19 protein-coding genes are annotated in these 25,430 nt (G+C 72.9%); 11 read left to right on the top strand and 8 right to left on the bottom strand.

Annotated elements, in window-relative coordinates; all coding sequences use genetic code 11:
- The first annotated feature begins 283 nt into the window (after positions 1-283).
- Complete coding sequence (locus ABD363_RS07615) at positions 284-1,285, top strand: TerC family protein (RefSeq protein WP_344600942.1); 1,002 nt, start codon at positions 284-286, stop codon at positions 1,283-1,285.
- A gap of 525 nt (positions 1,286-1,810) precedes the next feature.
- A complete protein-coding gene (locus ABD363_RS07610; RefSeq protein WP_344600940.1) occupies positions 1,811-2,911 on the top strand; it encodes a calcium:cation antiporter in 1,101 nt (366 codons plus the stop codon).
- Positions 2,912-2,923: 12 nt separating this feature from the next.
- On the opposite strand, the gene ABD363_RS07605 is transcribed toward ABD363_RS07610, so the two are convergent.
- Positions 2,924-4,195: an MFS transporter gene (locus tag ABD363_RS07605; protein ID WP_344600938.1), complete on the bottom strand. Its 1,272-nt coding sequence runs from the start codon at positions 4,193-4,195 to the stop codon at positions 2,924-2,926.
- 512 nt (positions 4,196-4,707) lie between these two features.
- Here ABD363_RS07605 and aroQ point away from each other — a divergent pair.
- Positions 4,708-5,181: a type II 3-dehydroquinate dehydratase gene (gene aroQ, locus ABD363_RS07600; RefSeq protein WP_344600936.1), complete on the top strand. Its 474-nt coding sequence runs from the start codon at positions 4,708-4,710 to the stop codon at positions 5,179-5,181.
- Between the two features lie 43 nt (positions 5,182-5,224).
- Here aroQ and ABD363_RS07595 read toward each other — a convergent pair whose 3' ends face one another.
- The 5 genes from ABD363_RS07595 to ABD363_RS07575 form a co-directional block, all read right to left on the bottom strand.
- Positions 5,225-5,977 carry an amino acid ABC transporter ATP-binding protein gene (locus ABD363_RS07595; RefSeq protein ID WP_344600934.1) on the bottom strand — a complete coding sequence of 251 codons (753 nt, stop codon included), beginning with the start codon at positions 5,975-5,977 and terminating at the stop codon, positions 5,225-5,227.
- On the bottom strand, positions 5,974-6,882 hold the full coding sequence (locus tag ABD363_RS07590) for an amino acid ABC transporter permease (protein ID WP_344600932.1): 909 nt from the start codon (positions 6,880-6,882) through the stop codon (positions 5,974-5,976). The genes ABD363_RS07595 and ABD363_RS07590 overlap by 4 nt, the downstream gene beginning before the upstream one ends.
- Positions 6,879-7,763, bottom strand: a complete 885-nt coding sequence (locus ABD363_RS07585) for an ABC transporter substrate-binding protein (protein ID WP_344600930.1) — start codon at positions 7,761-7,763, stop codon at positions 6,879-6,881. The genes ABD363_RS07590 and ABD363_RS07585 overlap by 4 nt, the downstream gene beginning before the upstream one ends.
- A gap of 465 nt (positions 7,764-8,228) precedes the next feature.
- On the bottom strand, positions 8,229-8,885 hold the full coding sequence (locus ABD363_RS07580) for an MBL fold metallo-hydrolase (RefSeq protein ID WP_344600928.1): 657 nt from the start codon (positions 8,883-8,885) through the stop codon (positions 8,229-8,231).
- 60 nt (positions 8,886-8,945) lie between these two features.
- Positions 8,946-9,632: a maleylpyruvate isomerase family mycothiol-dependent enzyme gene (locus tag ABD363_RS07575; protein ID WP_344600926.1), complete on the bottom strand. Its 687-nt coding sequence runs from the start codon at positions 9,630-9,632 to the stop codon at positions 8,946-8,948.
- 225 nt (positions 9,633-9,857) lie between these two features.
- On the opposite strand from ABD363_RS07575, the gene uvrA reads away from it, so the two are divergent.
- Complete coding sequence (uvrA, locus tag ABD363_RS07570; RefSeq protein ID WP_344600924.1) at positions 9,858-12,872, top strand: excinuclease ABC subunit UvrA; 3,015 nt, start codon at positions 9,858-9,860, stop codon at positions 12,870-12,872.
- Between the two features lie 310 nt (positions 12,873-13,182).
- Here the strand turns inward: uvrA and ABD363_RS07565 are convergent, their stop codons facing one another.
- Positions 13,183-14,094, bottom strand: a complete 912-nt coding sequence (locus ABD363_RS07565) for a carbohydrate kinase family protein (RefSeq protein WP_344600922.1) — start codon at positions 14,092-14,094, stop codon at positions 13,183-13,185.
- On the bottom strand, positions 14,075-15,148 hold the full coding sequence (locus tag ABD363_RS07560) for a LacI family DNA-binding transcriptional regulator (RefSeq protein ID WP_344600920.1): 1,074 nt from the start codon (positions 15,146-15,148) through the stop codon (positions 14,075-14,077). The genes ABD363_RS07565 and ABD363_RS07560 overlap by 20 nt, the downstream gene beginning before the upstream one ends.
- Positions 15,149-15,330: 182 nt before the next feature.
- Here ABD363_RS07560 and ABD363_RS07555 point away from each other — a divergent pair, with 182 nt between their 5' ends.
- From ABD363_RS07555 to gap, 7 genes are all read left to right on the top strand, one after another.
- On the top strand, positions 15,331-15,753 hold the full coding sequence (locus ABD363_RS07555) for a Rieske (2Fe-2S) protein (RefSeq protein WP_344600918.1): 423 nt from the start codon (positions 15,331-15,333) through the stop codon (positions 15,751-15,753).
- 133 nt (positions 15,754-15,886) lie between these two features.
- Positions 15,887-17,929: an excinuclease ABC subunit UvrC gene (gene uvrC, locus ABD363_RS07550; RefSeq protein ID WP_344600916.1), complete on the top strand. Its 2,043-nt coding sequence runs from the start codon at positions 15,887-15,889 to the stop codon at positions 17,927-17,929.
- Positions 17,926-18,927 carry an RNase adapter RapZ gene (rapZ, locus tag ABD363_RS07545; RefSeq protein ID WP_344600914.1) on the top strand — a complete coding sequence of 334 codons (1,002 nt, stop codon included), beginning with the start codon at positions 17,926-17,928 and terminating at the stop codon, positions 18,925-18,927. Before uvrC ends, rapZ begins: the two co-directional genes overlap by 4 nt.
- The gene (locus ABD363_RS07540) at positions 18,924-19,991 is read left to right on the top strand and encodes a gluconeogenesis factor YvcK family protein (protein ID WP_344600912.1); all 1,068 of its coding nucleotides are present in this window, start codon (positions 18,924-18,926) and stop codon (positions 19,989-19,991) included. The genes rapZ and ABD363_RS07540 overlap by 4 nt, the downstream gene beginning before the upstream one ends.
- Positions 19,982-20,971 (top strand): DNA-binding protein WhiA, encoded by a 990-nt coding sequence (whiA, locus tag ABD363_RS07535; protein WP_344600910.1) that lies wholly within the window; start codon positions 19,982-19,984, stop codon positions 20,969-20,971. The genes ABD363_RS07540 and whiA overlap by 10 nt, the downstream gene beginning before the upstream one ends.
- Before the next feature lie 151 nt (positions 20,972-21,122).
- Complete coding sequence (locus ABD363_RS07530; protein WP_344600908.1) at positions 21,123-24,101, top strand: M14 family metallopeptidase; 2,979 nt, start codon at positions 21,123-21,125, stop codon at positions 24,099-24,101.
- Positions 24,102-24,336: 235 nt separating this feature from the next.
- Positions 24,337-25,344, top strand: a complete 1,008-nt coding sequence (gene gap / locus ABD363_RS07525) for a type I glyceraldehyde-3-phosphate dehydrogenase (RefSeq protein WP_344600906.1) — start codon at positions 24,337-24,339, stop codon at positions 25,342-25,344.
- Positions 25,345-25,430: the final 86 nt, after the last annotated feature.

Below are 25,430 nucleotides of genomic sequence, written 5' to 3'. Positions count from 1 at the left end.
CGGAATCGGTGACCGCTGCTCGTGTCAAGCATTCGTAAAGACCTTTGACCAGCGTATTTGGGATTTTCATTACCAAGCTCTTTACCTTCCTTTGGTGATTCGGGTACTGTTGTCCGCACGGAGGGGAGTACTCCCTGTCTGCTGCGGCGTGCCCGTCAGTACGGACCCGGCCGGGTCCCGGGGCGTCGGCCCGCGGTCTCACTGCGTCCGACGCGCGGGGGCCCGGGTGGAAGAGACCTCCGGTTGCCACGATCCGTAACCGTGACGTACTGCCGGAGGCGCAGTGGATGTTTCCCTGACCCTGTGGGTCCTGACCATCGTGGGCCTGGGCGCCCTGATCGCGGTCGACTTCTTCATCGGCCGCAAGCCCCATGACGTGTCCGTCAAGGAAGCCGGCATCTGGACCGCCGTCTGGATCGTGCTGGCCGCCCTCTTCGGGCTCGGCCTGCTCGTCTTCGCCGGCGGCCAGCCCTCCGGCGAGTTCTTCGCGGGCTTCATCACCGAGAAGTCGCTGAGCGTCGACAACCTCTTCGTCTTCGTCCTGATCATGGCGAAGTTCGCGGTGCCGTCCCAGTACCAGCAGCGAGTGCTCCTCATCGGCGTCCTCATAGCCCTGGTCCTGCGGGCCGTCTTCATCGCCGCGGGCGCCGCGATCATCGCCAGCTTCTCCTGGGTGTTCTACCTCTTCGGCGCCTTCCTGATCTGGACCGCCTGGAAGCTCATCCAGGAGGCCCGGGCCGAGGAGCAGGACGAGGAGTACGAGGAGAACAAGCTGCTCAAGGCCGCCGAGCGCAGGTTCGGCGTCGCCGACCGCTACCACGGCACCAAGCTGTGGATCCGGCAGAACGGCAAGCGCGTCATGACGCCGATGCTGGTCGTGATGCTGGCGATCGGCACCACGGACGTGCTCTTCGCGCTCGACTCGATCCCCGCGATCTTCGGCCTGACCCAGGACCCGTACATCGTGTTCACCGCCAACGCGTTCGCGCTGATGGGCCTGCGGCAGCTGTACTTCCTCATCGGCGGCCTGCTGAAGAAGCTGGTCCACCTCAGCTACGGCCTGTCGATCATCCTCGGCTTCATCGGCGTGAAGCTGGTCCTGCATGCCCTGCACGAGTCCGGGGTCCACGTCCCCGAGATCAGCATCCCGGTCTCGCTCGGCGTGATCTGCTCGGTCCTGATCGTCACCACGATCACCAGCCTGCGAGCCTCCAGGAAGCAGGCGGCGGCCGAGGCGGCACAGCAGCGGGGCGAAGGCGCCGCGAAGGACAGCGTCGAGGCCTGACCCCGCCCGACGCAGCCACGACCAGGACACCGGGAGCGGCGGACGGCGCATTGCCGGCCGCCGCTCCCGGCGTCCGTCCGGCACCGAGCGCGTTCCCGGACCCGGAAGCGCCCCGGCCCGGGCGGAAGCGCCTCTGAGGTGCGTCCAAGTCCTCGGCTCCGGGACCGAACGCCGGGAGAGGCGCGGCAGTGCCTCCGGCGGACGGGACGGCATGCGCCGGCCGGGCGGAGGATCCGCGAACCGCACGCTGCCGCAGGACCGCGCACTGCGCGCCGCTGCCCGGCGGTCATCGCACGCACGCCGGACGGGAGCGCCGTGCGCGACGACGGTCCCGGGACCACCGGGCCGACGGGGCGGCCGGGTGCCCCTGCGCACCGGCGCACACGTCCGCGTCCGACCGCGACGCTGGGGGGGGGCGGCTGGCCTCGCACCGCCGCGCAGCCGGCGCCCGGGCCGCGCACTCCGGAGGGACAGGGGTCCGTGCACCGGAGTGCGCGGCCCGGGCATGTCTGCGACGATCGCTGTGTGACCGCTCGGCTCCAGGCGCTCGTCCCCCGGTGGACGACCCTCCTGCCCGGGGTCGCGGTCGTGCTGCTGGTGCTCACCTGGGGGCGCGACCTGCCCGGCGCGGTCGTGGCACTGGTGACCCTGGTCCTCGCCGGGGCCGTGCTGGCCGCCGTGCACCACGCCGAGGTGGTCGCGCACCGCGTCGGTGAACCCTTCGGCTCCCTCGTCCTCGCCGTCGCCGTCACGATCATCGAGGTCGCCCTGATCGTCACGCTGATGGCGGACGGCGGGGACAAGAGCGCGACCCTGGCCAGGGACACGGTGTTCGCGGCCGTGATGATCACCTGCAACGGCGTGCTCGGCCTCAGCCTCCTCGTCGCCTCCCTCCGCCACGGCACGGCGATCTTCAACGCCGAGGGCGCCGGCGCCGCCCTCGCGACCGTCGCCACCCTGGCCACACTCAGCCTGGTGCTGCCGACGTTCACGACCAGCAGGCCCGGCCCGGAGTTCTCCGGTGTCCAGCTCACCTTCGCGGCGTTCTCCTCGCTGATCCTCTACGGACTGTTCGTGACCACCCAGACCGTGCGCCACCGTGACTACTTCCTGCCGGTCACCCGGCAGGGCGAGGTCATCACCGCCGACGACCACGCCGACGCCCCCTCCGCCCGTACCGCCCTGGTCAGCCTGGGTCTGCTGGGCCTCGCGCTGGTCGGCGTGGTCGGCCTGGCCAAGGGGGTGTCGCCCACCATCGAGTCCGGGGTCGTGGCCGCCGGGCTGCACCACGCCGTCGTCGGTGTGGTCATCGCCCTGCTGGTGCTGCTCCCCGAGACCATCGCCGCGCTGCGCTCCGCCCGCCGCGACCGGGTGCAGACCAGCCTCAACCTCGCACTCGGCTCGTCGATGGCCAGCATCGGCCTGACCATCCCCGCGGTCGCCCTGGCGTCCGTCTGGCTCCCCGGACCGCTCGTCCTCGGCCTCGGCGCCACCCACATGGTGCTGCTCGCCCTGACCGTCGTGGTGGGCTCCCTGACCGTGGTACCGGGCCGGGCGACACCGCTCCAGGCGGGGGTCCACCTGGTGGTGTTCGCGGCGTATCTGGAGCTGGCGGTCAATCCCTGAGGCCCGGCCGGCTCACTCCGTCACCGGCTCCGCCACCACCGCCGGCACCGGACGCGTCTCCGGAAGCAGCGCGAAGCAGCCCAGGCTGAGCAGGGCGACCCCGGTCAGATACGCACCCACCCCCCACGGCACCCGGCCGCCCTGCTCGGCCAGGGCCGTCGCCGCGATCGGGGTGAGCGCGCCGCCGAGGACCCCGCCGAGGTTGTAACCGACCGCGGCGCCCGTGCAGCGCACCCGGGGTTCGTACAGTTCCGGCAGATAGGCGGCGATCACCGCGAACATCGTGATGAACGCGAGCAGGGCCCCCAGGAAGCCGAGGAACATCAGCAGCGGCGCGCCGGTCGACAGCAGCCCCACCATCGGGAACATCCACACGGCGGCGGCCGCGCATCCCGCCAGGCACAGCGGCCGGCGCCCGTACCGGTCGCCGAGCAGGGCCGCCGGCGGGGTCAGCGCGCCCTTGACCACCACCGCGGCCATGATGCAGGCCAGCATCACGCTGCGGCTCACCCCGAGCCGCTCCGTCGCGTACGCCAGGGACCAGGTCGTCACGGCGTAGAAGATCGCGTATCCGGCCGCGAGCGCCCCGGCGGTCCGCAGGACCAGCCGCCAGTGGTCGCGCACCACCTCGGCGATCGGCACGCGCGCGTGGTCGTCGAGTTCGAGGAACCGGGGACTCTCGGCGAGCGACGAACGCAGCCACAGCCCCAGCACGGCGAGCACGCCCGCCGCCCAGAACGGCACCCGCCACCCCCACTGCGCGAACTGCGCCTCGGACAGCGTCGCCGACAGCGCCAGCATCACCCCGTTGGCGAGCAGAAAGCCCACCGAGGGCCCGACCTGCGGAAAGCTCGACCACAGCGCACGCCGTTCGGCGGGCGCGTGCTCCGCGGTCAGCAGCACGGCCCCGCCCCACTCCCCGCCGAGCCCGAGCCCCTGCAGAAAGCGCAGAGCGACGAGCAGCAGGGGAGCGGCGGCCCCGATCGTCCCGTACGCCGGTACGCAGCCGACCGCGACGGTCGAGGCGCCGGTCAGCAGCAGGGAGGCGACGAGGACCGGCCGGCGCCCGTACCGGTCCCCGATGTGCCCGAACAGCACCGAACCGAGCGGCCGCGCCACGAAGCCCACGCCGAACGTGGCGAACGCGGCCAGCGTCCCCGCCAGCGGCGAGAACGCCGGGAAGAACAGCGGGCCCAGCACCAGCGCCGCCGCGGTCCCGTAGACGAAGAAGTCGTAGAACTCGATGGCCGTCCCGGCGAGCGAGGCGGACGCGAGCCGCAGCATCGACGGAGGTCTTACCGTGCGTACATCGTGCATGCCGCGTCAACTACCCACCGTGATTGCCGGTTACGGGGGCGCGCGGGGGCCGCGCGGGTCGGTGCGTGACGGCGACGCGCCGGGCGGGACCGACGGCGCGCACGACACCCCCGCGGGGAATCACCGCCCGCGGAGCGGTGCGTCCGAAGTCCACCGGGAGGAGGCGAAGGCGGCGTGGAGGCCGGCGGCCCGCTCCCGCGGTGTTCCGCCCGTCCCGCGGGCCGCCGGATCCCGGCCGGCTCCGGACCGGCCTCCTCGCGCAGCCGTTCGAGCCCCGACGCGCAGGGCGACGGGAAGACCCCCGCGGGCCCCGGGGGAGGGAGCGCGGCGATGCGGTCGCCGGGCACGGGATTCGCCGGGCGGGCGGGCATGATCGCGCCGGACAGGCACGGGCCCGCCGCGGTGTCCGCGCAGCGTGATAGACCGGGTCCGAGCGGCGGTCGTCAGCGGACCGCCTTCCCGAACGGACCGGAGGAACCGTGCCCCGCACCCTGGCCAGCGCCCCGATCATGATTCTCAACGGCCCCAACCTGAACCTGCTCGGCCGGCGCCAGCCGGAGATCTACGGGTCCGACACCCTCGCCGACGTCGAGGCCCGGTGCGTCGAGGCGGCGGCCGCGCACGGCGGCACGGTCGACTTCCGGCAGTCCAACCACGAGGGCGAGCTGGTCGACTGGATCCACGAGGCACGGCTCGGGCACTGCGGGATCGTGATCAACCCGGGTGCCTACTCGCACACGTCCGTCGCGATCCTGGACGCGCTCAACGCCTGCGACGGGCTTCCGGTGATCGAGGTCCACATCTCCAACATCCACCGGCGCGAGTCGTTCCGGCACCACTCCTACGTCTCGCTGCGCGCCGACGGCGTCATCGCCGGATGCGGTGTGCAGGGCTATGTGTTCGGCGTGGAGCGGATCGCCGCACTGGCGGGAGCGGGACAGGCCGACGCGTAGCCCCGGCCGGCGGGCGCACGCTCCCGGCGCCGCCCCGCAGGGCTCACAGCCGTCCCGCCTCCACGATCCGCCGCAGGAAGCGCCGCGTGCGCTCCTGCCGCGGGTCGCCGAGGACCTGCTCGGCCGTGCCCCGCTCCAGCACCACGCCCGCGTCCAGGAAACAGACCTGGTCGGCGACCTCGCGGGCGAAGCCCATCTCGTGCGTGGCCAGCACCATGGTCATCCCCTCGTCCTTCAGACCGCGGACGACGGCGAGCACCTCCCCGACGAGTTCGGGGTCCAGGGCGGCGGTGATCTCGTCGAGCAGCAGCAGCCGGGGACGCACGGCCAGGGCGCGCGCGATCGCGACCCGCTGCTGCTGGCCGCCGCTCAGCCGGTCCGGGTACTCGCCCGCCCGGGAGCCGAGCCCGAGCCGTTCCAGCAGCTCCCGGGCACGCTCCTCGGCCTGGGCGCGGGAGAGGCCGTGCACCCGGCGCGGGGCGAGAGTGATGTTCTCCAGGACCGTCATGTGCGGGAACAGGTTGTACGCCTGGAAGACCACGCCGATACGCCGCCGTACCGCGTCCCGGTCGACGCGCGGGCCGGTGATCTCCTCGCCGTCCAGCCAGATCGCCCCGTCGTCGATCTCCTCCAGCAGGTTCGCGCACCGCAGCAACGTGGACTTGCCGGACCCGGAGGCGCCGATCAGCGCGGTCACCGTGTGCGGGGCGACCTCCAGGCCGACGTCCCGCAGCACCACCGTGCCGCCGAAGCTCTTGCGCACGGACTCCATCCGCAGCACCGGTGTCCCGCTCATGCGATCCCTCCCTGCGCCCGCCGGCGGTCCATCCGGGCCGTCACCCAGTCCGTCAGACGGGTCATCGGGATGGTCAGCGCGACGAAGACCAGTCCCGCGACGACGTACGGCGTGTAGTTGAGGCTGCGGCCCACGATGACGTCGGCGGCCCGCACCGCGTCCACCGCGCCGCCGATCGACACGAGCCCGGTGTCCTTCTGCAGCGAGACCAGGTCGTTCAGCAGCGGCGGCACCTGACGCCGCACGGCCTGCGGCAGCACCACGTACCGCAGCGCCTGCCGGTGGGTGAGGCCCAGCGAGCGGGCCGCGGCGCGCTGCGAGGGATGCACGGACTCGATGCCGGCCCGGAACACCTCGGCCACGTACGCCGAGTACGTCAGCGTCAGCGCCGCACCGCCCAGCAGCACCGGGTCGACGGTCACGCCCTGCAGCCGCAGCGCCGGGACGCCCAGGACCACGATCATCAGGTTGATGATCAGCGGCAGCCCGCGGAAGAAGTCCGTGTACGCGGCGGCCAGCACCCGCAGCGGGAAGAACACCGGGCCGCGCAGCGTGCGGGCGACGGCGATCAGCATGCCGAGGACCAGGACCGAGGCCCCGCAGACCAGCAGCAGCCGGACGTTCAGCCACAGCCCTTCGAGGACCCGGGGGAACGCCTCGCGCGCGTAGGCCTGGTCGAGGAACGTCTCCCTGGTGCGCGGCCAGCCCGGCGCGTTGACGACGACCAGGCAGAGGACGGCGCCGGTGACGAGGGTGGAGAGCGCGGCGACCGCCGTGGCGCGGCGGGCACGGGCGCGCCGGTGGCGCTCGCGGTCGAGCCGCCGCCGCGAGGGGACGTAGGCATCGTCCGCCCCGGGGCCGCCGTCCGCACCCTCCCGGCCGGAGGTGTCCTTCGCGACCGTCACTTCAGCACCGGGGCGTCGACGGCGTCCGACAGCCACTGCTGCTCGAGCCGCGCGAGGGTGCCGTTCTCCCGCAGGGCGTCCACGGCCCGCGTCACGCAGGCGGTGAGCGCGCTGCCCTTGTCGAGCACCAGCCCGAACTGCTCCGGCGTGCCCCCCTGGTTCTCGAACTGTCCGACGATCCGCGCGTCCGTCACCTCGGCCGCGGTGATGTGGAAGGCGGTGGGCAGGTCGGTCACGATGGCGTCCACCTGGCCGTTTCGCAGCGCGGACTTGGCCTGGTCGTTCTTGCCGTAGACGGCCGCCGCCCGCTTCGGCCGCACCACGTCGTCGATGTAGTCGAGGCTGGTGGTGCCGACCTGGGCGCCCAGCTTGACGTCCTTCAGGTCCGCGACGGTCCGCGCCCGCGCGGCCTTGGAGTCCTTCAGCGCGACGACGGCCTGGCGCACGTCGTAGTAGCCGGACGAGAAGTCGACGGCCCTCTTGCGCTCGGCGCTGATGGACACCTGGTTGATGTCGAAGTCGAAGGTCTTCTCGCCGGGCGCGAACGCCCTGGTGAAGGGGACGGTCCGCCAGACGACGGCGCTCCTGTCGTAACCGAGCTGCTTCGCCACGGCGTAGGCGACCGCCGACTCGAAGCCCCTGCCGTTGGACGGGTCGTCGTCCTCGAACCACGGCTCGTACGCGGGCCGGTCGGTGGCGATCGTCAGCTTCCCCGCGGTCCTGGTGGCCGCCTCGCCCTTGGCGCAGGCGGTTCCGGCCGGCCCGGAGGGCGCGCCGGACGCCGGCTCCTCCGGCTGCGGGGCACAGCCGGCGGCGGTGGCGAGCAGGACCGAGACGATGACGGCTGCGGCGCGGCGCGGCGCGCGGGGGGCAGGACGCATGGCGGGAGACTGGCAGCCCGCCGTCCGGTCTGTCGAGGCGGTTGTCCGCATGGTGGGAACGGGTGTTGCGGTCTCGTGAACGCCGTCCGCGCGGCCTGCCGGGGCCGCCGGCCGAGGGCGGGGACCGAAGGACCGGCGGCCCGTCCGCCCAGGAGCCGTCCTCCTGCGCGGGGCTCTTCCAGTGGACCGCGCCGCCACGTGCGCCGGGAGCGCGCGTACGGCGCCGGCGCGGGCGAAGGATTCACCTGGGGCGCGTACGCGGGAGCCGGCGCCGGACGTCCGCCCACCGCGCTCGCGCCCCACGCGGGCGCGCGCCCTGCACGCCGGAGCGCAAGCCCCCCACGGGAGCTCCGGTCCCACTGCGCGGCGGTCTTCCCGCGCGGCCCCGGGGCAGGCCCCGCGCGGGAGTTCCGGCTCCGCGGCCGCCGCCCGGGCCGGGCCGTACGGCCGGTCCCGCGCCCCGGCTCACCACCCGCGCGCGTGCCACTCCGGAAGATGCGGCCGTTCCGCCCCCAGCGTGGTGTCGTGGCCGTGGCCGGGGTACACCCACGTCTCGTCCGGGAGCACGTCGAAGATCTTCGTCTCGACGTCGTGGATCAGGCTGGCGAACGCCTGCGGATCCTTGCGGGTGTTGCCCACGCCTCCCGGGAAGAGGCAGTCCCCCGTGAAGACGTGGGGATGCCCGTGGGGGTCGTCGTAGACGAGGACGATCGAGCCCGGCGTGTGCCCGACCAGGTGGCGCGCGGTGAGTTCCACCTGCCCCACCCGGATGGTGTCGCCGTCGTCGACCAGGACGTCGGTCGGCACGGGGATGCCCTCGGCGTCGTGCCGGCCCGCGTAGGTGCGCGCGCGGGTGGCCGCCACGACCTCGGCGAGCGCCTGCCAGTGGTCGGCGTGCCGGTGGGTGGTGACGACGGACGCGATGCCGTCGTCACCGATCGTGCCGAGCAGCGACGCCGCGTCGGCGGCGGCGTCGATCAGCAGCTGCTCGTCCGTGGCCCGGCAGCGCAGGAGGTAGGCGTTGTTGTTCATCGGACCGACCGCGATCTTGGTGATCATCAGGTCCTTGAGCTCGTGCACGTCGGCAGGACCGCCGACCGTCACCTGACCGCTGTACGTCATGGCGGCCAGCCTATAGCGGGGAACGGTCCGGGGCCGCCCGTCCGCCGCGGCGGGGAGGCGCTACAGCGGGGGCAGTCCGGGCAGCGGGCCGCCCGTCGCCGTCAGCCCGGATCCGTCCCGCCGCCCGGCGAGCCAGCCGAGCAGGCCGGCCGGGGACCCGGTGACCGTCACCCGGGGGCCGTTCCCCTCCCGGCCGGTGCTCCAGGCGCGCGTGCCGTCGGTGAGGCGGACGGGCGGCACGTCCGGGTGCCCGGTGAACCGCTCGGCGAGGAAGCCGATCTCCCGCTCCGTGAACTCCTCGGGCAGGTCCTCCAGCTCGTACCCCAGCCCGAGGTCGACGTGGTGCAGCTCCACCTCCACCCAGCGCCGGAACGGCACCCGGGACGCCGCGTCGGTGACCCCGTTGCGCAGCCGGACCGTGCGCGACCAGTCGGCCGGCGCGGCCCCCGCCGCCTGGAAGCGGTCCGCGCTCTCGCGCAGATCGGCGAGGTGCACGCGCAAGGGGCGCGGGGCGTCCCGCTCGATGTCGGCCTCCCGGGCCGCTTCGGAGGCGTACATGGGGCGCCCCCGGAGGACGTTCACCAGGGCGTCGGCGTTGCGGGACAGATGGGCCAGCACATGACCGCGGGTCCACCCGGGCAGCCGTGACGGCTCCGTCACAGACACGTCGTCCAGTTCGCCGACAGCGGTCAGCAGCCGTTCCGTCGCGTCGCGTACAGACGCCAGGTCACGCACGTGATCCACCATGGTGCCGACCCTAGACCAGGCCACTCCTTCGGGTGAAGGCACCGGCCTCACCCCCGTGAATCGAATGCATGTGCTATAAGGTCGAGGGCGGCGTCGGGCATCCTGGACAGCCGGGGTTTGTTGGCAACTCGTGAATCCGACCGGCGTTGTCAGTGGCTCCCCCTAGTCTGAAGAAGCACGGGGGCCCCGCCCCTGTCACTTCTCTCAAGAAAGGTGCGGACCGGCGTGGCCGACCGTCTCATCGTCCGTGGCGCGCGTGAGCACAACCTGAAGAACGTCTCGCTCGACCTGCCTCGTGACTCGCTCATCGTCTTCACGGGTCTGTCCGGGTCGGGCAAGTCCTCCCTGGCCTTCGACACCATCTTCGCCGAGGGCCAGCGGCGCTACGTGGAGTCGCTCTCCTCGTACGCCCGCCAGTTCCTCGGCCAGATGGACAAGCCGGACGTCGATTTCATCGAGGGCCTGTCCCCGGCGGTCTCCATCGACCAGAAGTCGACCTCGCGCAACCCGCGCTCGACGGTCGGCACGATCACCGAGGTCTACGACTACCTGCGGCTGCTCTTCGCGCGCATCGGCAAGCCGCACTGCCCCGAGTGCGGCCGCCCGATCTCGCGCCAGTCGCCGCAGGCCATCGTCGACAAGGTCCTGGAGCTGCCGGAGGGCAGCCGCTTCCAGGTGCTGTCGCCGCTGGTGCGCGAGCGCAAGGGCGAGTTCGTCGACCTCTTCGCGGACCTCCAGACCAAGGGCTACTCCCGCGCGCGGGTGGACGGCGAGACGATCCAGCTCTCCCACCCGCCCACGCTGAAGAAGCAGGAGAAGCACACCATCGAGGTGGTCGTCGACCGCCTCACGGTGAAGGACTCCGCCAAGCGCCGCCTCACGGACTCCGTGGAGACCGCCCTCGGCCTGTCGGGCGGCATGGTCGTGCTCGACTTCGTCGACCTCCCCGAGGACGACCCCGAGCGCGAGCGCATGTACTCGGAGCACCTGTACTGCCCGTACGACGACCTGTCCTTCGAGGAGCTGGAGCCCCGCTCCTTCTCCTTCAACTCGCCCTTCGGCGCCTGCCCCGACTGCACCGGCATCGGCACGCGCATGGAGGTCGACCCCGAGCTGATCGTCCCCGACCCGGACAAGACCCTCGACGAGGGCGCCATCCACCCCTGGTCGCACGGCCACACCAAGGACTACTTCGGCCGGCTGATCGGCGCCCTCGCGGACGCGCTGGGCTTCCGCACCGACATCCCCTTCGCCGGCCTGCCGCAGCGCGCCAAGAAGGCCCTGCTCCACGGCCACAAGACACAGGTCGAGGTCCGCTACCGCAACCGGTACGGCCGCGAGCGCCGCTACACCACGGCCTTCGAGGGCGCCGTCCCCTTCGTCAAGCGCCGGCACAGCGAGGCCGAGTCCGACGCCAGCCGCGAGCGCTTCGAGGGCTACATGCGCGAGGTGCCCTGCCCCACCTGCCAGGGCACCCGCCTCAAGCCCGTCGTCCTCGCGGTCACCATCGAGGGCAGGTCGATCGCCGAGGTCTCCGCGATGTCGATCAGCGACTGCGCGGACTTCCTGGGCGAGCTGAAGCTCAGCGACCGCGACAAGAAGATCGCCGAGCGCGTGCTGAAGGAGGTCAACGAGCGGCTGCGGTTCCTGGTCGACGTCGGCCTGGACTACCTCTCGCTGAACCGCGCCGCGGGCACGCTCTCCGGCGGTGAGGCCCAGCGCATCCGCCTGGCCACCCAGATCGGCTCCGGGCTCGTGGGCGTGCTGTACGTCCTCGACGAGCCGTCGATCGGTCTGCACCAGCGCGACAACCACCGGCTGATCGAGACCCTGGTCCGGCTGCGCGACATGGGCAACACGCTCATCGTCGTCGAGCACGACGAGGACACCATCAAGACCGCCGACTGGATCGTCGACATCGGCCCCGGCGCCGGCGAGCACGGCGGCAAGGTCGTGCACAGCGGCTCCCTGAAGGAACTGCTCGCCAACCAGGAGTCGCAGACCGGCCAGTACCTGTCCGGCCGGAAGTCCATCCCCGTGCCCGACGCCCGGCGCCCGATCGACCCGTCCCGCCGGCTCACCGTGCACGGCGCCCGCGAGAACAACCTCAGGGACATCGACGTGTCCTTCCCGCTGGGGGTGTTCACCGCGGTCACCGGCGTGTCCGGATCCGGCAAGTCCACGCTGGTCAACGACATCCTGTACACGCACCTGGCGCGCGAGCTGAACGGCGCGCGCAGCGTGCCCGGGCGGCACACGCGGGTGGACGGCGACGACCTCGTCGACAAGGTCGTCCACGTCGACCAGTCGCCCATCGGCCGCACCCCCCGGTCCAACCCGGCGACGTACACCGGCGTCTTCGACCACATCCGCAAGCTGTTCGCCGAGACGACCGAGGCGAAGGTCCGCGGCTACATGCCCGGCCGCTTCTCCTTCAACGTCAAGGGCGGCCGCTGCGAGAACTGCGCGGGCGACGGCACGATCAAGATCGAGATGAACTTCCTCCCGGACGTGTACGTCCCGTGCGAGGTCTGCCACGGCGCCCGGTACAACCGGGAGACCCTGGAGGTCCACTACAAGGGCAAGTCCATCGCCGACGTCCTGAACATGCCGATCGAGGAGGCCATGGACTTCTTCGAGGCGGTCCCGGCGATCTCCCGTCACCTCAGGACGCTCAACGACGTCGGCCTCGGCTACGTCCGGCTCGGCCAGTCCGCGACCACCCTGTCCGGCGGCGAGGCCCAGCGGGTGAAGCTCGCCAGCGAACTGCAGCGCCGCTCCACCGGCCGCACGGTCTACGTCCTCGACGAGCCGACCACCGGTCTGCACTTCGAGGACATCAGCAAGCTGCTGAAGGTGCTGTCCGGCCTGGTCGACAAGGGCAACACGGTCATCGTCATCGAGCACAACCTCGACGTGATCAAGACCGCCGACTGGGTCGTCGACATGGGCCCCGAGGGCGGCGCCGGCGGTGGCCTGGTGGTCGCCGAGGGCACGCCCGAGCAGGTCGCCGCGGTGCCGGCCAGCCACACCGGCAAGTTCCTGCGGGAGATCCTCGGCGCCGACCGGGTCAGCGACGCGGCCCCCGCGCAGGCCCCGCGCAGGACGACGGCCAGGAAGACGGTCGCGGCCGCGGCCACCGCGAGGAAGACCGCCACCAAGGCGGTCGACGACACCGCCCCCAAGAAGGCGGCCGGCAAGGCCGCCGCGAAGAAGACGACCCGGGCCCGCAAGGCCTGAGCCGTCCGGCGCCGCACAGCGGTGCGCCCCGCGGGCCGTGCCCGCGGGGCGCACCGCTGCCGCGTACCGGCGGCACCGGCTGCCCGCGGGCGCCGGGACCGCCACGTGCGGCCGCGGTCCTCACCACGCCACCGGGCGGTACCGGCGCCCGCATCCGGTCCGGGGCTCCCGCGCCGGATCCCGGCCGGCCGTCCCGGCCCGGCGCGCCGTCCGCCGCCGACGGGCAGGTTCCGCGCCCCGCCGGACCCGACGGCCGTGGCCGCACCCCGGCGTCCCGCGCGGTGAGCGGTCCGCCGCCGCCCGGACGGCCTCAGACGCCGGCCAGCTCGGAGGCGTACGGCGGCTCCGCGCCCGCGCGCGAGCAGGTGACCGCCGCCGCCCGGGCCGCGAACCGCAGCAGCCGCGTCCAGCCCTCGGCGTCCAGGCCCGCGAGGCCGGCCGGGGACAGGGCGGCGCGCTCGGCCAGGCCGTGCAGCAGGGCGGCGTTCACCGTGTCGCCGGCGCCGATCGTGTCCACCACGTCGACCTTCTCACCGGGCACCGCGTGCTCGGCGCCGTCCCGGGTGAAGGCGGTCAGCCCGTCGCCGCCCCGGGTGATCACGACGGCCGAAGGGCCGGCGGCCAGCCACTCGCGCGGGGTGCCGCCCAGCCACCGGGCGTCCTCCTCGGAGAGCTTGAGCAGCGACACCGACGGCAGCCAGCTTTCGAACCGGGCCCGGTAGGCGTCCGCGTCGGGGATCAGCCCCGGCCGGATGTTCGGGTCGAGCGCGGTGAACAGGCCCTGCGCGGACGCCGTCCGCATCAGCTCCTCGTAGGCGCTCGCGCCCGGCTCCAGGACGAGCGAGCAGGTGCCGAAGGACACCGCCCGGGTGCCGGGCGGCAGGGCGGCGGGCGCCGTGAACAGCCGGTCCGCCGTCCCCTCCACGTAGAAGGAGTACGCGGCCGAGCCGTCCGGGCCGACCGAGGCGACGGCGAGCGTCGTGGGCTCCGTGCCGCGCTGCACCGCGGACACGTCCACCCCGGTCTCCCGCAGCCGGTCCAGCAGGGCCTCGCCGAACGCGTCGTACGACACCCGGGAGCAGAAGGCGGTGGGGGAGCCGAGACGGCCCAGCGCGACCGCCGTGTTGTACGGGCCGCCGCCGAGCGCCGGCGTCAGCGCCGCCAGGGCGCCCGTGCCCTGCGGCACCAGGTCGATCAGTGACTCACCGGCGACGACGATCATGCGACGGTTCCTTTCTCGGCGGCTCGGGCCGCGTCGGCTGGTCGGGGCAGCCGCACGAGGTGCGGTGGACGAAGGTGCAGGGAAGCCGTACGGTCCGGGCGGGCCGGTCCGGTGCGGCCAGGCGCTCCAGGAGCATCCGTACGGCCTGGGCGCCGAGTTCCCGGCCGGGCTGGGCCACCGCGGTGAGCCGGGGCGAGAACAGGTCCGCCCAGGGGAAGTCGTCGAAGCAGCACAGCGCGATGTCGCCGGGCACGGACAGGCCCCGGTCGCGCAGGGCGCGCAGCGCGCCGAGCGTCATCGCGTCGTTGGCGGTGACCAGCGCGGTGGGCGGTGCGGCGAGGGACAGCAGGGCGGCGGTGGCCCGTTCGGCACCGGCCGACTCGGAGTCGCCGTGCACCAGGAGCCGCTCGTCGTAGGGCAGCCCGGCCGCCGCCAGACCGTGCCGGTAGCCGGTGATCCGCTCGCGCGTGGTGCTGAGCCCCGGCCGGCCCGCGACCAGGCCGATACGGCGGTGGCCGAGCCCGGCGAGATGCGTGACCAGCCCGGCGGTCGGCCCGGCGCTCTCGGCGCACACCTGGTCGAAGCGCGGGGCGCCGTCCGCCGCGGCGTCGACCAGCCGGTCCAGGAACACGACCGGCACGGCGTGGCGTCCCAGGTAGGCGAGGAGTCCGCGCGGGTCGGCGGAGGGCGCGACGACCATGCCGTCCACACGGCGCTCGTGCAGCAGCCGGACGGCCCTGCGCTCGTGTCCGGGATCGTCGTGCGGATCGGCGACGAGCAGGCTGTAGCCGTGCTCCAGCGCGGCGGCCTCGACGCCCCGGAGGATCTCCGTGAAGTACGGGTTGCCGGTCGTCGACACCGCGAGCCCGATGGACCGGGTGCGGGAGGTCACCAGGGAACGGGCGAGGGTGTTCGGGGTGTAGCCGAGCTCCTCGACGGCGTCCAGGACCGCCTGACGGGTGCGGGGCAGCACCGGCCGTGTGCCGTTCAGCACGTGCGAGACGGTCGCCACGGAGACCCCGGCGCTCCGCGCGACGTCGGCCATGGTGGCCATCGCCTGCCCTCCCTTCCGCCGTCCGGCCGGACGGTACCGCACCCCGGCGGCCGGCGTAAACGCTTGCGCAAGCGTTTGCGCACGCCTCCCGTCCACCCGCGGGCCTCTCCGCCCCGCCGTCCCCGCCCGCGCCCCCGCCCGGTATCGTGCCGCCCGCACACCCCCTGACCAGTGGAGACACCATGCCCGGCCGTCCCTCCCCGAGCCGTCGTACCCTCCTGCGGGGAGCGGCGCTCACCCCCGTCGCCGCACTCGGCCCGGCCGCGTGCGCGCCGGGCGGCGGCCCGGCGCCCGCGGCACCGACCGGGCCCGTGGAGCTCGGCGCCCCGGACGAGGTGCCCGAGGGCGGGGCCGCGCTGTACCGGGACCACGACGTGGTGGTCAGCCGGGCCGCCGACGGCTCGCTGAAGGCGTACAGCACGATCTGCACGCACGCGGGGTGCCCGATCGGCAAGCTGGAGGGGACCCGGCTCGTCTGCTTCTGCCACGGCAGCGAGTTCGACGCCACGACCGGCGAGGTGCTGCGCTCCCCGGCCACCGTGCCGCTGCCGGAGCTGCCGGTGCGGGAGGAGAACGGCGCGATCGTCGTGCGGCCCGACGCCTGAACCGCCGACGGGCCGCGGCCGCCCGGCCGGCGCCGTCCGGCCCGGCCCGGCCCGTCCGGTCCGCCGGCGGGGGAGGGCCGGCGTTGTCCACAGGCCCGCCGGACTGTCGGTCCGCGCCAGTAGGGTGTGACTCATGGCCGACCCTTCCAGCTACCGCCCCGGGCCGGGTGAGATCCCCGACTCCCCCGGGGTCTACCGGTTCCGTGACGAGCACCGCCGGGTGATCTACGTCGGAAAGGCGAAGAGCCTGCGCCAGCGTCTGGCGAACTACTTCCAGGACCTGGCCGGCCTCCACCCGCGCACGCGCACCATGGTCACCACGGCCGCGTCCGTGGAGTGGACGGTGGTGTCCACGGAGGTCGAGGCCCTGCAGCTGGAGTACTCCTGGATCAAGGAGTACGACCCCCGGTTCAACGTCAAGTACCGCGACGACAAGAGCTACCCCTACCTCGCGGTGACGATGAACGAGGAGTACCCCCGCGTCCAGGTGATGCGCGGTCACAAGAAGAAGGGCGTGCGCTACTTCGGGCCGTACACCCACGCGTGGGCCATCCGCGACACCGTGGACCTGCTGCTGCGCGTCTTCCCGGTGCGCACCTGCTCCGCCGGCGTCTTCCGGAACGCCGCCCGCACCGGCCGGCCCTGCCTGCTCGGCTACATCGGCAAGTGCTCCGCGCCCTGCGTCGACCGCGTCTCCGCCGAGGAGCACCGGGACCTGGCCGAGGAGTTCTGCGACTTCATGGCCGGCCGCACGGGCACGTACATCCGCCGTCTGGAGAAGCGGATGGCCCAGGCGGCCGAGGAGATGGAGTACGAGCGGGCGGCCCGCCTGCGCGACGACATCGGGGCCCTGAAGAAGGCCATGGAGAAGAGCGCGGTCGTGCTCGCCGACGCGACCGACGCCGACCTGATCGCGGTCGCCGAGGACGAGCTGGAAGCGGCCGTGCAGATCTTCCACGTCCGCGGCGGGCGCGTCCGCGGCCAGCGCGGCTGGGTCACCGACAAGGTCGAGGAGATCGACACCGGCGCCCTCGTCGAGCACGCCCTGCAGCAGCTGTACGGCGAGGAGACCGGGGACGCCGTCCCCAGGGAGGTCCTCGTCCCCGCCCTGCCCGATCCGCTGGAGCCGGTCCAGCAGTGGCTGGCCGGCCGCCGCGGCTCCGGCGTGTCGCTGCGCGTCCCGCAGCGCGGCGACAAGAAGGCCCTCATGGAGACCGTGCAGCGCAACGCCCAGCAGGCGCTCGCCCTGCACAAGACCAAGCGCGCCTCCGACCTCACCACGCGCTCGCGCGCCCTGGAGGAGATCGCCGAGGCCCTCGGCCTGAACAGCGCCCCCCTGCGGATCGAGTGCTACGACATCTCGCACTTCCAGGGGGACGACGTGGTGGCCTCCATGGTCGTCTTCGAGGACGGGCTCGCCCGCAAGAGCGAGTACCGGCGCTTCCAGATCAAGGGCTTCGCGGGCCAGGACGACGTCCGGTCCATGCACGAGGTGATCACCCGCCGCTTCCGGCGCTACCTCGCCGAGAAGGAGAGGACCGGCGAGTGGACGGAGGACGAGGAGCCCGGGGACGACGACGGGCGGCCCAGGCGGTTCGCCTACCCGCCGCAGCTCGTCGTCGTCGACGGCGGTCAGCCGCAGGTCGCGGCGGCCCGCCGGGCCCTGGACGAGCTGGGCATCGACGACATCGCCGTGTGCGGCCTCGCCAAGCGCCTGGAGGAGGTCTGGCTGCCCGGCGAGGACGACCCGGTGGTCCTGCCCCGCACCAGCGAGGGCCTGTACCTGCTGCAGCGCGTCCGCGACGAGGCCCACCGCTTCGCGATCACCTACCAGCGCGCCAAGCGCGCCAAGCGCATCCGGTCGAGCCCGCTGGACGACGTGCCCGGTCTCGGCGGCACCCGCAAACAGGCGCTGATCAAGCACTTCGGTTCGGTGAAGAAGCTGCGGTCCGCGACGATCGACCAGATCTGCGAGGTGCCCGGCATAGGCCGCAAGACGGCCGAGACCGTCGCCGCGGCCCTGGCCCAGGCGGCTCCGGCCGCGCCCGCCGTGAACACGGCGACCGGAGAGATCATGGAAGACGTGGAAGACGGGACGCCCGGGACGACCACGGGCGCCCGGGGGGAGCCCGTGCCCGCGGGCGCCCCGGAGGAACGACGGGGGCAGGAGAGATGACCGAGTACGGCACACAGCCCGCAGCGGGGCGGGATCCGGCACGCAAGGGGACCGGCCAGGACGGCTCCCGGCACGCCGTCCACGACAACGGAGCACAGGTGAGCACGGGCAAGGAAACAGCCGGGATCCCCGACGCGACGATCCCCGAGCTGGTGATCATCTCCGGCATGTCCGGGGCGGGCCGGTCGACGGCCGCCAAGTGCCTGGAGGACCTGGGCTGGTTCGTCGTCGACAACCTGCCGCCCGCGCTGATCCCCACCATGGTGGAGCTCGGCGCCCGCTCCCAGGGGAACGTGGCCCGGATCGCGGTCGTCGTCGACGTCCGCGGCCGCCGCTTCTTCGACAACCTCCGCGAGTCCCTCGCCGACCTCGACGCCCGGGGCGTCACCCGGCGGATCGTCTTCCTGGAGTCCTCCGACGAGGCCCTGGTGCGCCGCTTCGAGTCGGTGCGCCGCCCGCACCCCCTCCAGGGCGACGGCCGCATCGTCGACGGCATCGCCGCCGAGCGCGAGCTGCTGCGCGAGCTGCGCGGCGACGCCGACCTGGTGATCGACACCTCCAGCCTCAACGTGCACGAGCTGCGCGCCAAGATGGACGCCCAGTTCGCCGGTGAGGAGGAGCCCGAGCTGCGGGCCACCGTCATGTCCTTCGGCTACAAGTACGGCCTGCCGGTCGACGCCGACCTCGTCGTCGACTGCCGCTTCCTGCCCAACCCGCACTGGGTCCCGGAGCTGCGCCCGTACACCGGCCTCAACGAGGAGGTGGCGGCGTACGTCTTCGACCAGCCCGGCGCCAAGGAGTTCCTCGACCGCTACGCCGAGCTGCTGCAGCTCGTTGCCGCGGGCTACCGTCGGGAGGGCAAGCGCTATGTGACCATCGCCGTGGGCTGCACCGGCGGCAAGCACCGCTCCGTGGCCATGTCGGAGAAGCTGGCCGCCCGGCTCGCGGCCGAGGGTGTGGAGACGGTGGTCGTGCACCGGGACATGGGACGCGAATGACAGCACGTACTCCGCGGCTGAGCAGGCTGCGCCGGGTGGTGTCCGAGGGACGTGGCGGCCGTCCGGCCGAGGCCCGCGGGGGCCGGCCGCGCCGCCGGGGCGCCCAGCCCAAGGTCGTCGCCCTCGGCGGCGGCATGGGCCTGTCCGCCTCGCTCGCCGCGCTGCGCCGGATCACCGGCGACCTCACCGCCGTCGTCACCGTGGCCGACGACGGCGGTTCCAGCGGGCGCCTGCGCGACGAGCTGGGCGTGCTGCCGCCCGGTGACCTGCGCAAGGCGCTGGCCGCGCTGTGCGGGGACGACGACTGGGGCCAGACCTGGGCCCGGGTCATCCAGCACCGCTTCCAGTCCAAGGGCGAGATGCACGGCCACGCGGTCGGCAACCTGCTGATCGTCGCCCTGTGGGAACAGCTCGGCGACCACGTCCAGGCCCTGGACCTGGTCGGCAGGCTGCTCGGCGCGCACGGGCGCGTACTGCCCATGTCGGCCGTGCCGCTGGAGCTCCAGGCCCTGGTCAAGGGCCACGACCCGGACCGGCCCGAGAAGGTGGGCATCGTGCGGGGCCAGGCGACGGTGGCCCTGACCCCCGGCGAGGTGCAGTCCGTGCACCTGGTGCCGAACGACCCGCCCGCCGTCCCCGAGGCGGTCGAGGCCGTCCTCGACGCGGACTGGGTGGTGCTCGGCCCCGGCTCCTGGTTCTCCTCGGTCATCCCGCACCTGCTCGTGCCCGAGCTGCTGGACGCGCTCACGCAGACGAAGGCGCGCCGGGTACTCTCCCTGAACCTCGCACCGCAGCCCGGGGAAACCGAGGGTTTCTCCCCGCAGCGTCATTTGGAGGTTTTGGGACGACACGCCCCTAAACTCGCCCTGGACGTGGTGCTGGCCGACGAGGCCGCCGTGCCCGACCGCGACTCGCTGACCGACGCCGCCGAGCGGTTCGGCGCCGCGGTGGAGCTGGCGCCGGTGGCCCGGACCGACGGAACCCCGAGGCACGACCCGGAGCTGTTGGCCGCCGCGTACGACCGTATTTTTCGGATGCATGGAAGGATCGGCCCATGGCGATGACGGCAGCGGTGAAGGACGAGATCTCCCGGCTCCCCGTCACCCGGACCTGCTGCAGGAAGGCGGAGGTCTCCGCCCTTCTGCGGTTCGCCGGCGGCCTCCACCTGGTGAGCGGGCGCATCGTGATCGAGGCGGAGCTCGACACGGCGATGGCGGCCCGCCGCCTCAAGCGGGACATCCTGGAGATCTTCGGTCACGGCTCCGAGCTGATCGTGATGGCACCGGGCGGGCTGCGCCGCGGCCCGCGCTACGTCGTGCGGGTCGTCGCCGGCGGTGACCAGCTGGCCCGGCAGACCGGCCTGGTCGACGGGCGGGGCCGCCCGATCCGCGGCCTGCCCCCGCAGGTGGTCTCCGGAGCCACCTGCGACGCCGAGGCCGCCTGGCGCGGGGCGTTCCTGGCGCACGGCTCGCTCACCGAGCCCGGCCGCTCCTCCTCCCTGGAGGTGACCTGCCCGGGACCCGAGGCCGCGCTCGCCCTGGTCGGCGCCGCCCGCCGGCTGTCGATCGCCGCCAAGGCCCGCGAGGTGCGCGGCGTGGACCGGGTCGTCGTCCGCGACGGCGACGCGATCGGCGCCCTGCTCACCCGGCTGGGCGCCCACGAGTCGGTGCTGGCCTGGGAGGAGCGCCGGATGCGCCGCGAGGTCCGCGCCACGGCGAACCGGCTGGCCAACTTCGACGACGCCAACCTGCGCAGATCCGCCCGCGCGGCCGTCGCCGCCGGCGCCCGTGTGCAGCGCGCCCTGGAGATCCTCGGCGACGACGTCCCCGAGCACCTCGCCGCCGCGGGCCGGCTGCGCATGGAGCACAAGCAGGCCTCCCTGGAGGAACTGGGCGCGCTCGCCGACCCGCCGCTGACCAAGGACGCCGTCGCCGGCCGCATCCGCCGCCTGCTGGCCATGGCCGACAAGCGCGCCGCCGACCTCGGCATCCCGGGCACGGAGGCCAACCTCACCGAGGAACTGGCCGACAACCTCGCGGGCTGATGTGACGGAGGGCCGGAACGCCGGTGCGGACGTCCATTCGGGTGATCGGCACCGGCGTTCACGTGTCGTCGAGGCACCCTTGACTCGATCATGAAGTGTCATGAGCCTGGCACCTGTTCGCTGCTGCGGCGGACCCACGCTAGGGGGGTTCATGAGACGAAGAGCGAGATCGATCCTCGCTGTCGGCGCGCTCCTGATCGGCGGAGCGAGCCTCGCACCCATCGCCCAGGCACAACCCGGCACCTCCTCCGCATCCGGCTCCGGCACCGGTGAGGTCCCCGACACCGGCGAGGTCAAGGTCTTCCGCGCCGACGTCACCAGGAAACAGGTGCCGCTGCTGCTGGCGGCCGGCCAGGACGGCCACGAACTCGGCGAGCAGGTGCCCGACCGGGGCACGGCCACCGTCGAGGTCCACCTCACCGACCAGCAGGCGAGGACGCTGGAGAAACAGGGCGTCGACCTCGCCGAGCACACCCTCTCCGCCCGCGCCGAGGCCCGGGTCGAGGACGCCGCCGAGGGCGTGTTCCGCCCGTACGGCGGAAGCGGCGGCCTGAAGGAGGAGATCCTCCGGACCGCCCGGCAGCACCCCGGCCTCACCAAGGTCGTCTCCATCGGCAGGACCGTCAGGGGCCAGGACATCCTCGCCCTGAAGCTCACCAAGGGCGCCAGGAAGTCCGAGGACGGTTCCAAGCCCGCCGTCCTGTACCTGTCCAACCAGCACGCGCGCGAGTGGATCACCCCGGAGATGACCCGGCGGCTGATGCACCACTACCTGGACCGCTACACGACGGACCAGCGCATCAGGAAGATCGTCGACTCCACCGAGCTGTGGTTCGTCCTGTCGGCCAACCCCGACGGCTACGACTACACCTTCGAGAGCGACGACACCCGCCTGTGGCGCAAGAACCTCCGGGACGTCAACGGCGACGGCGTCATCTCCACCGGCGACGGCGTCGACCTCAACCGCAACTTCGCCTACAAGTGGGGCTACGACGACGAGGGTTCGTCCCCCCACCCCGCCAGCCAGACCTACCGCGGCGCCGGCCCCGGCTCCGAGCCCGAGACCCGGGCGCTGGACGCCTTCGAGCGGCGCATCGGCTTCGAGTACGGCATCAACTACCACTCGGCCGCCGAACTCCTCCTCTACGGGGTCGGCTGGCAGGTGGCCACCGACACCCCGGACGACGTCCTGTACAGGGCGCTCGCCGGCACGCCCGGCAACTCCGCGATCCCGGGCTACCACCCGCAGGTCTCCTCCGAGCTGTACACCACCAACGGCGAGGCGGACGGTCACGCGGCGAACGTCAACGGCATGGCGATGTTCACCCCCGAGATGTCGACCTGCCAGACCGCCTCGGACGCCGACCCGGACGACCGGTGGAAGGCGGCCGACTGCCGGTCGATCTTCACCTTCCCGGACGACGAGAAGCTGATCCAGCAGGAGTTCGCCAGGAACGTCCCGTTCGCGCTCTCCGTCGCCGAGACCGCCGCGCACCCCGACCGGCCGTCCTCCGCGGTCGGCCTGAGCGCCGCGGACTTCACCCCGGCCGCGTTCACCACGTCGTACGCGCGCGGCGCCGACCAGGAGGTCTCCGTCGTCGTACGCAAGGCGGTGCGCGACAAGGAGCTCAGGTACCGCGTCAACGGCGGCCGGGTCCGGGACACGGCCCTCAGGCCGTGGAAGGGCGGCGAGACCTACGGCGGGGACGACAACCTCCACTTCGACGAGTACCGGGCCGAGGTCGAGGACGGCGCGCCGGGCGACGAGGTCGAGGTGTGGTTCACCGGCGAGACGGCGAGCGGCCGGAAGGTCTCCAGCGAGCACTTCACGTACACCGTGGCCGAGCGCCCGCGCGCGGACGTGCTCGTGGTCGCCGAGGAGGGCACGGCCGCCACCCGGGCCCGGACGTACGTCGACGCGCTCAGGGCCGGCGGCCGCCGGGCGGCCGTGTGGGACGTGGCCGCCCGGGGCGCGCCCGACGCGCTCGGTGTGCTGAGCCACTTCGGCACCGTCATCCACTACACGGGCGCGGCCGTCCCGGGCGTCGCCACCCAGCTCGAACTGCGCGCCTTCCTCAACGAGGGCGGCAAGCTGATCGAGGCGGGCGAGCAGGCCGGCGGCAGCGTCGACCTCGGCGGCGGCAACCTGTCCGACGACTTCAGCCAGTACTACCTGGGCGCCTACACCCGTACGTCGACCCCCGGGGCCCGCGCTTTCACCGGTTCCGGCAGGCTCGGCGGCTTCACCGGCGCGCTCGGCGACGCCCCCGGCAACCCGCTGGACGCGGCGGGCACCTACGGGGTGACCTCCGACGAGCTGCCCGCGGACGAGTACCCCCGGTTCGCCGCCGCGGGCGCGGGCCGCTTCGACGGGACGGCCGACCCGTACGGACCCTACGCGGGCACGGCCATGGCGGCCGCCGTCCACACCGACGACGCCTACAAACGCCTCACCCGCACCATCGACCTCACCGGTGTCGACGCCGCCGACCGGCCGGCCCTGCGCACCCGGCTGCTGTGGGACACCGAGCCCGGCTACGACCACGTCCTGGTCGAGGCCCGCACCGCCGGCGCCGACGACTGGACCACCCTGCCCGAGGCGGGCGGCGCCACCGGCACCGCCGTGCCCGAGGAGTGCGCGGGCGGCTCCTACGTCGGCGAGCACCCCTGGCTGAAGCGCTACCTGACCGTGTCCCCGGGCGGCTGCACCGCGACCGGCACCACCGGGTCGTGGCACAGCCTCACCGGCGCCTCCGGCGGCTGGCAGCAGGTGAGCTTCGACCTCGGCGCCTACGCCGGGAAGACGGTCGAGATCTCGCTCAGCTACGTCACCGACCCCGGCACCGGCGGCCGCGGCGTCCTCGCCGACGAGGTCTCGCTCGTCGTCGGCGGCAGCGCACGGGAGACGGAGGGCTTCGAGACGTCGCTGGGCGCCTGGCGGGCGGCCGGACCGCCCGCGGGCAGCCCAGCCGTCCTGAAGGACTGGACGCGCACCGGGGCGCTGTTCCGGACCTACGGAGCGGTCACCACGGACGACACCGTGCTGCTGGGCTTCGGCCTGGAGCACCTGCCCGCGGCGGCCGACCGCAAGGCGCTCCTGGCCACGGCTCTGAGGGCTCTGGACGAGTGAAACACCGGCCGAGGGGCACTGACTCTCCGTAGCGAAATCGGGTGAATCAGGTCCCCGTCGGCCCCCGCGGTCCGGGCGGTCCGTACCCCTACCGGCGGGTACGGACCGCACCGCCGTGTACGGGCCGCTCGATGTCACCCCGGCGGCCTCGGGGAGGTAGGGTCGGGGGTGGTCGGGGACATCCCATACAGCTCGCCGGCATCGAGAGCCGGCGTACCAACGAGGAGATCGGTTCGTGACGATCCGCGTAGGCATCAACGGCTTTGGCCGCATCGGTCGTAACTACTTCCGCGCGCTGCTGGAGCAGGGTGCAGACATCGAGATCGTGGCTGTCAACGACCTGGGTGACACCGCGACCACCGCTCACCTGCTGAAGTACGACACCATCCTCGGCCGCCTCAAGCAGGAGGTCTCGCACACCGAGGACACCATCACCGTCGACGGCAGGACCATCAAGGTCCTGTCCGAGCGCAACCCCGCCGACATCCCGTGGGGCGAGCTGGGCGTCGACGTCGTCATCGAGTCCACCGGCATCTTCACCAAGAAGGAAGACGCCGAGAAGCACCTCGCCGGCGGCGCCAAGAAGGTCATCATCTCCGCCCCGGCGAAGAACGAAGACGTCACCATCGTGATGGGCGTCAACCAGGACAAGTACGACCCGGCGAACCACCACGTCATCTCCAACGCCTCCTGCACCACCAACTGCGTGGCGCCGATGGCGAAGGTCCTCGACGAGAACTTCGGCATCGTCAAGGGCCTGATGACGACGGTGCACGCCTACACCAACGACCAGCGCATCCTGGACTTCCCGCACAAGGACCTGCGCCGCGCCCGGGCCGCCGCCGAGAACATCATCCCGACGACCACCGGCGCCGCGAAGGCCACCGCCCTGGTCCTTCCGCAGCTCAAGGGCAAGCTGGACGGCATGGCCATGCGCGTCCCGGTCCCGACCGGCTCGGTCACCGACCTCGTCGTCGAGCTGTCCCGCGAGGTCACCAAGGAAGAGGTCAACGCCGCCTTCCAGAAGGCCGCCGAGGGCGAGCTCAAGGGCATCCTCGAGTACACCGAGGACCCGATCGTCTCCTCCGACATCGTCAACGCCCCGGCGTCCTGCACCTTCGACTCCTCCCTGACCATGGTCCAGGAGGGCAAGAACGTGAAGGTCATCGGCTGGTACGACAACGAGTGGGGCTACTCCAACCGCCTCGTCGACCTGACGGTCTTCGTCGGCGACCAGCTCTGACCGAACAGAGCGGGCACCTCGATGTGAGAGCAGGGCTCGGGCAGCGCGCGACCGCGCTGCCCGAGCCCTGACTCACGTACAGATCA

Origin of the sequence: Streptomyces glaucus (assembly GCF_039533365.1) — a bacterium.
Taxonomy (GTDB): Bacteria; Actinomycetota; Actinomycetes; order Streptomycetales; family Streptomycetaceae; genus Streptomyces; species Streptomyces glaucus.
The sequence above is the reverse complement of the archived record's forward strand: the minus strand, read 5'-3'. Positions and strand labels throughout refer to the sequence as shown.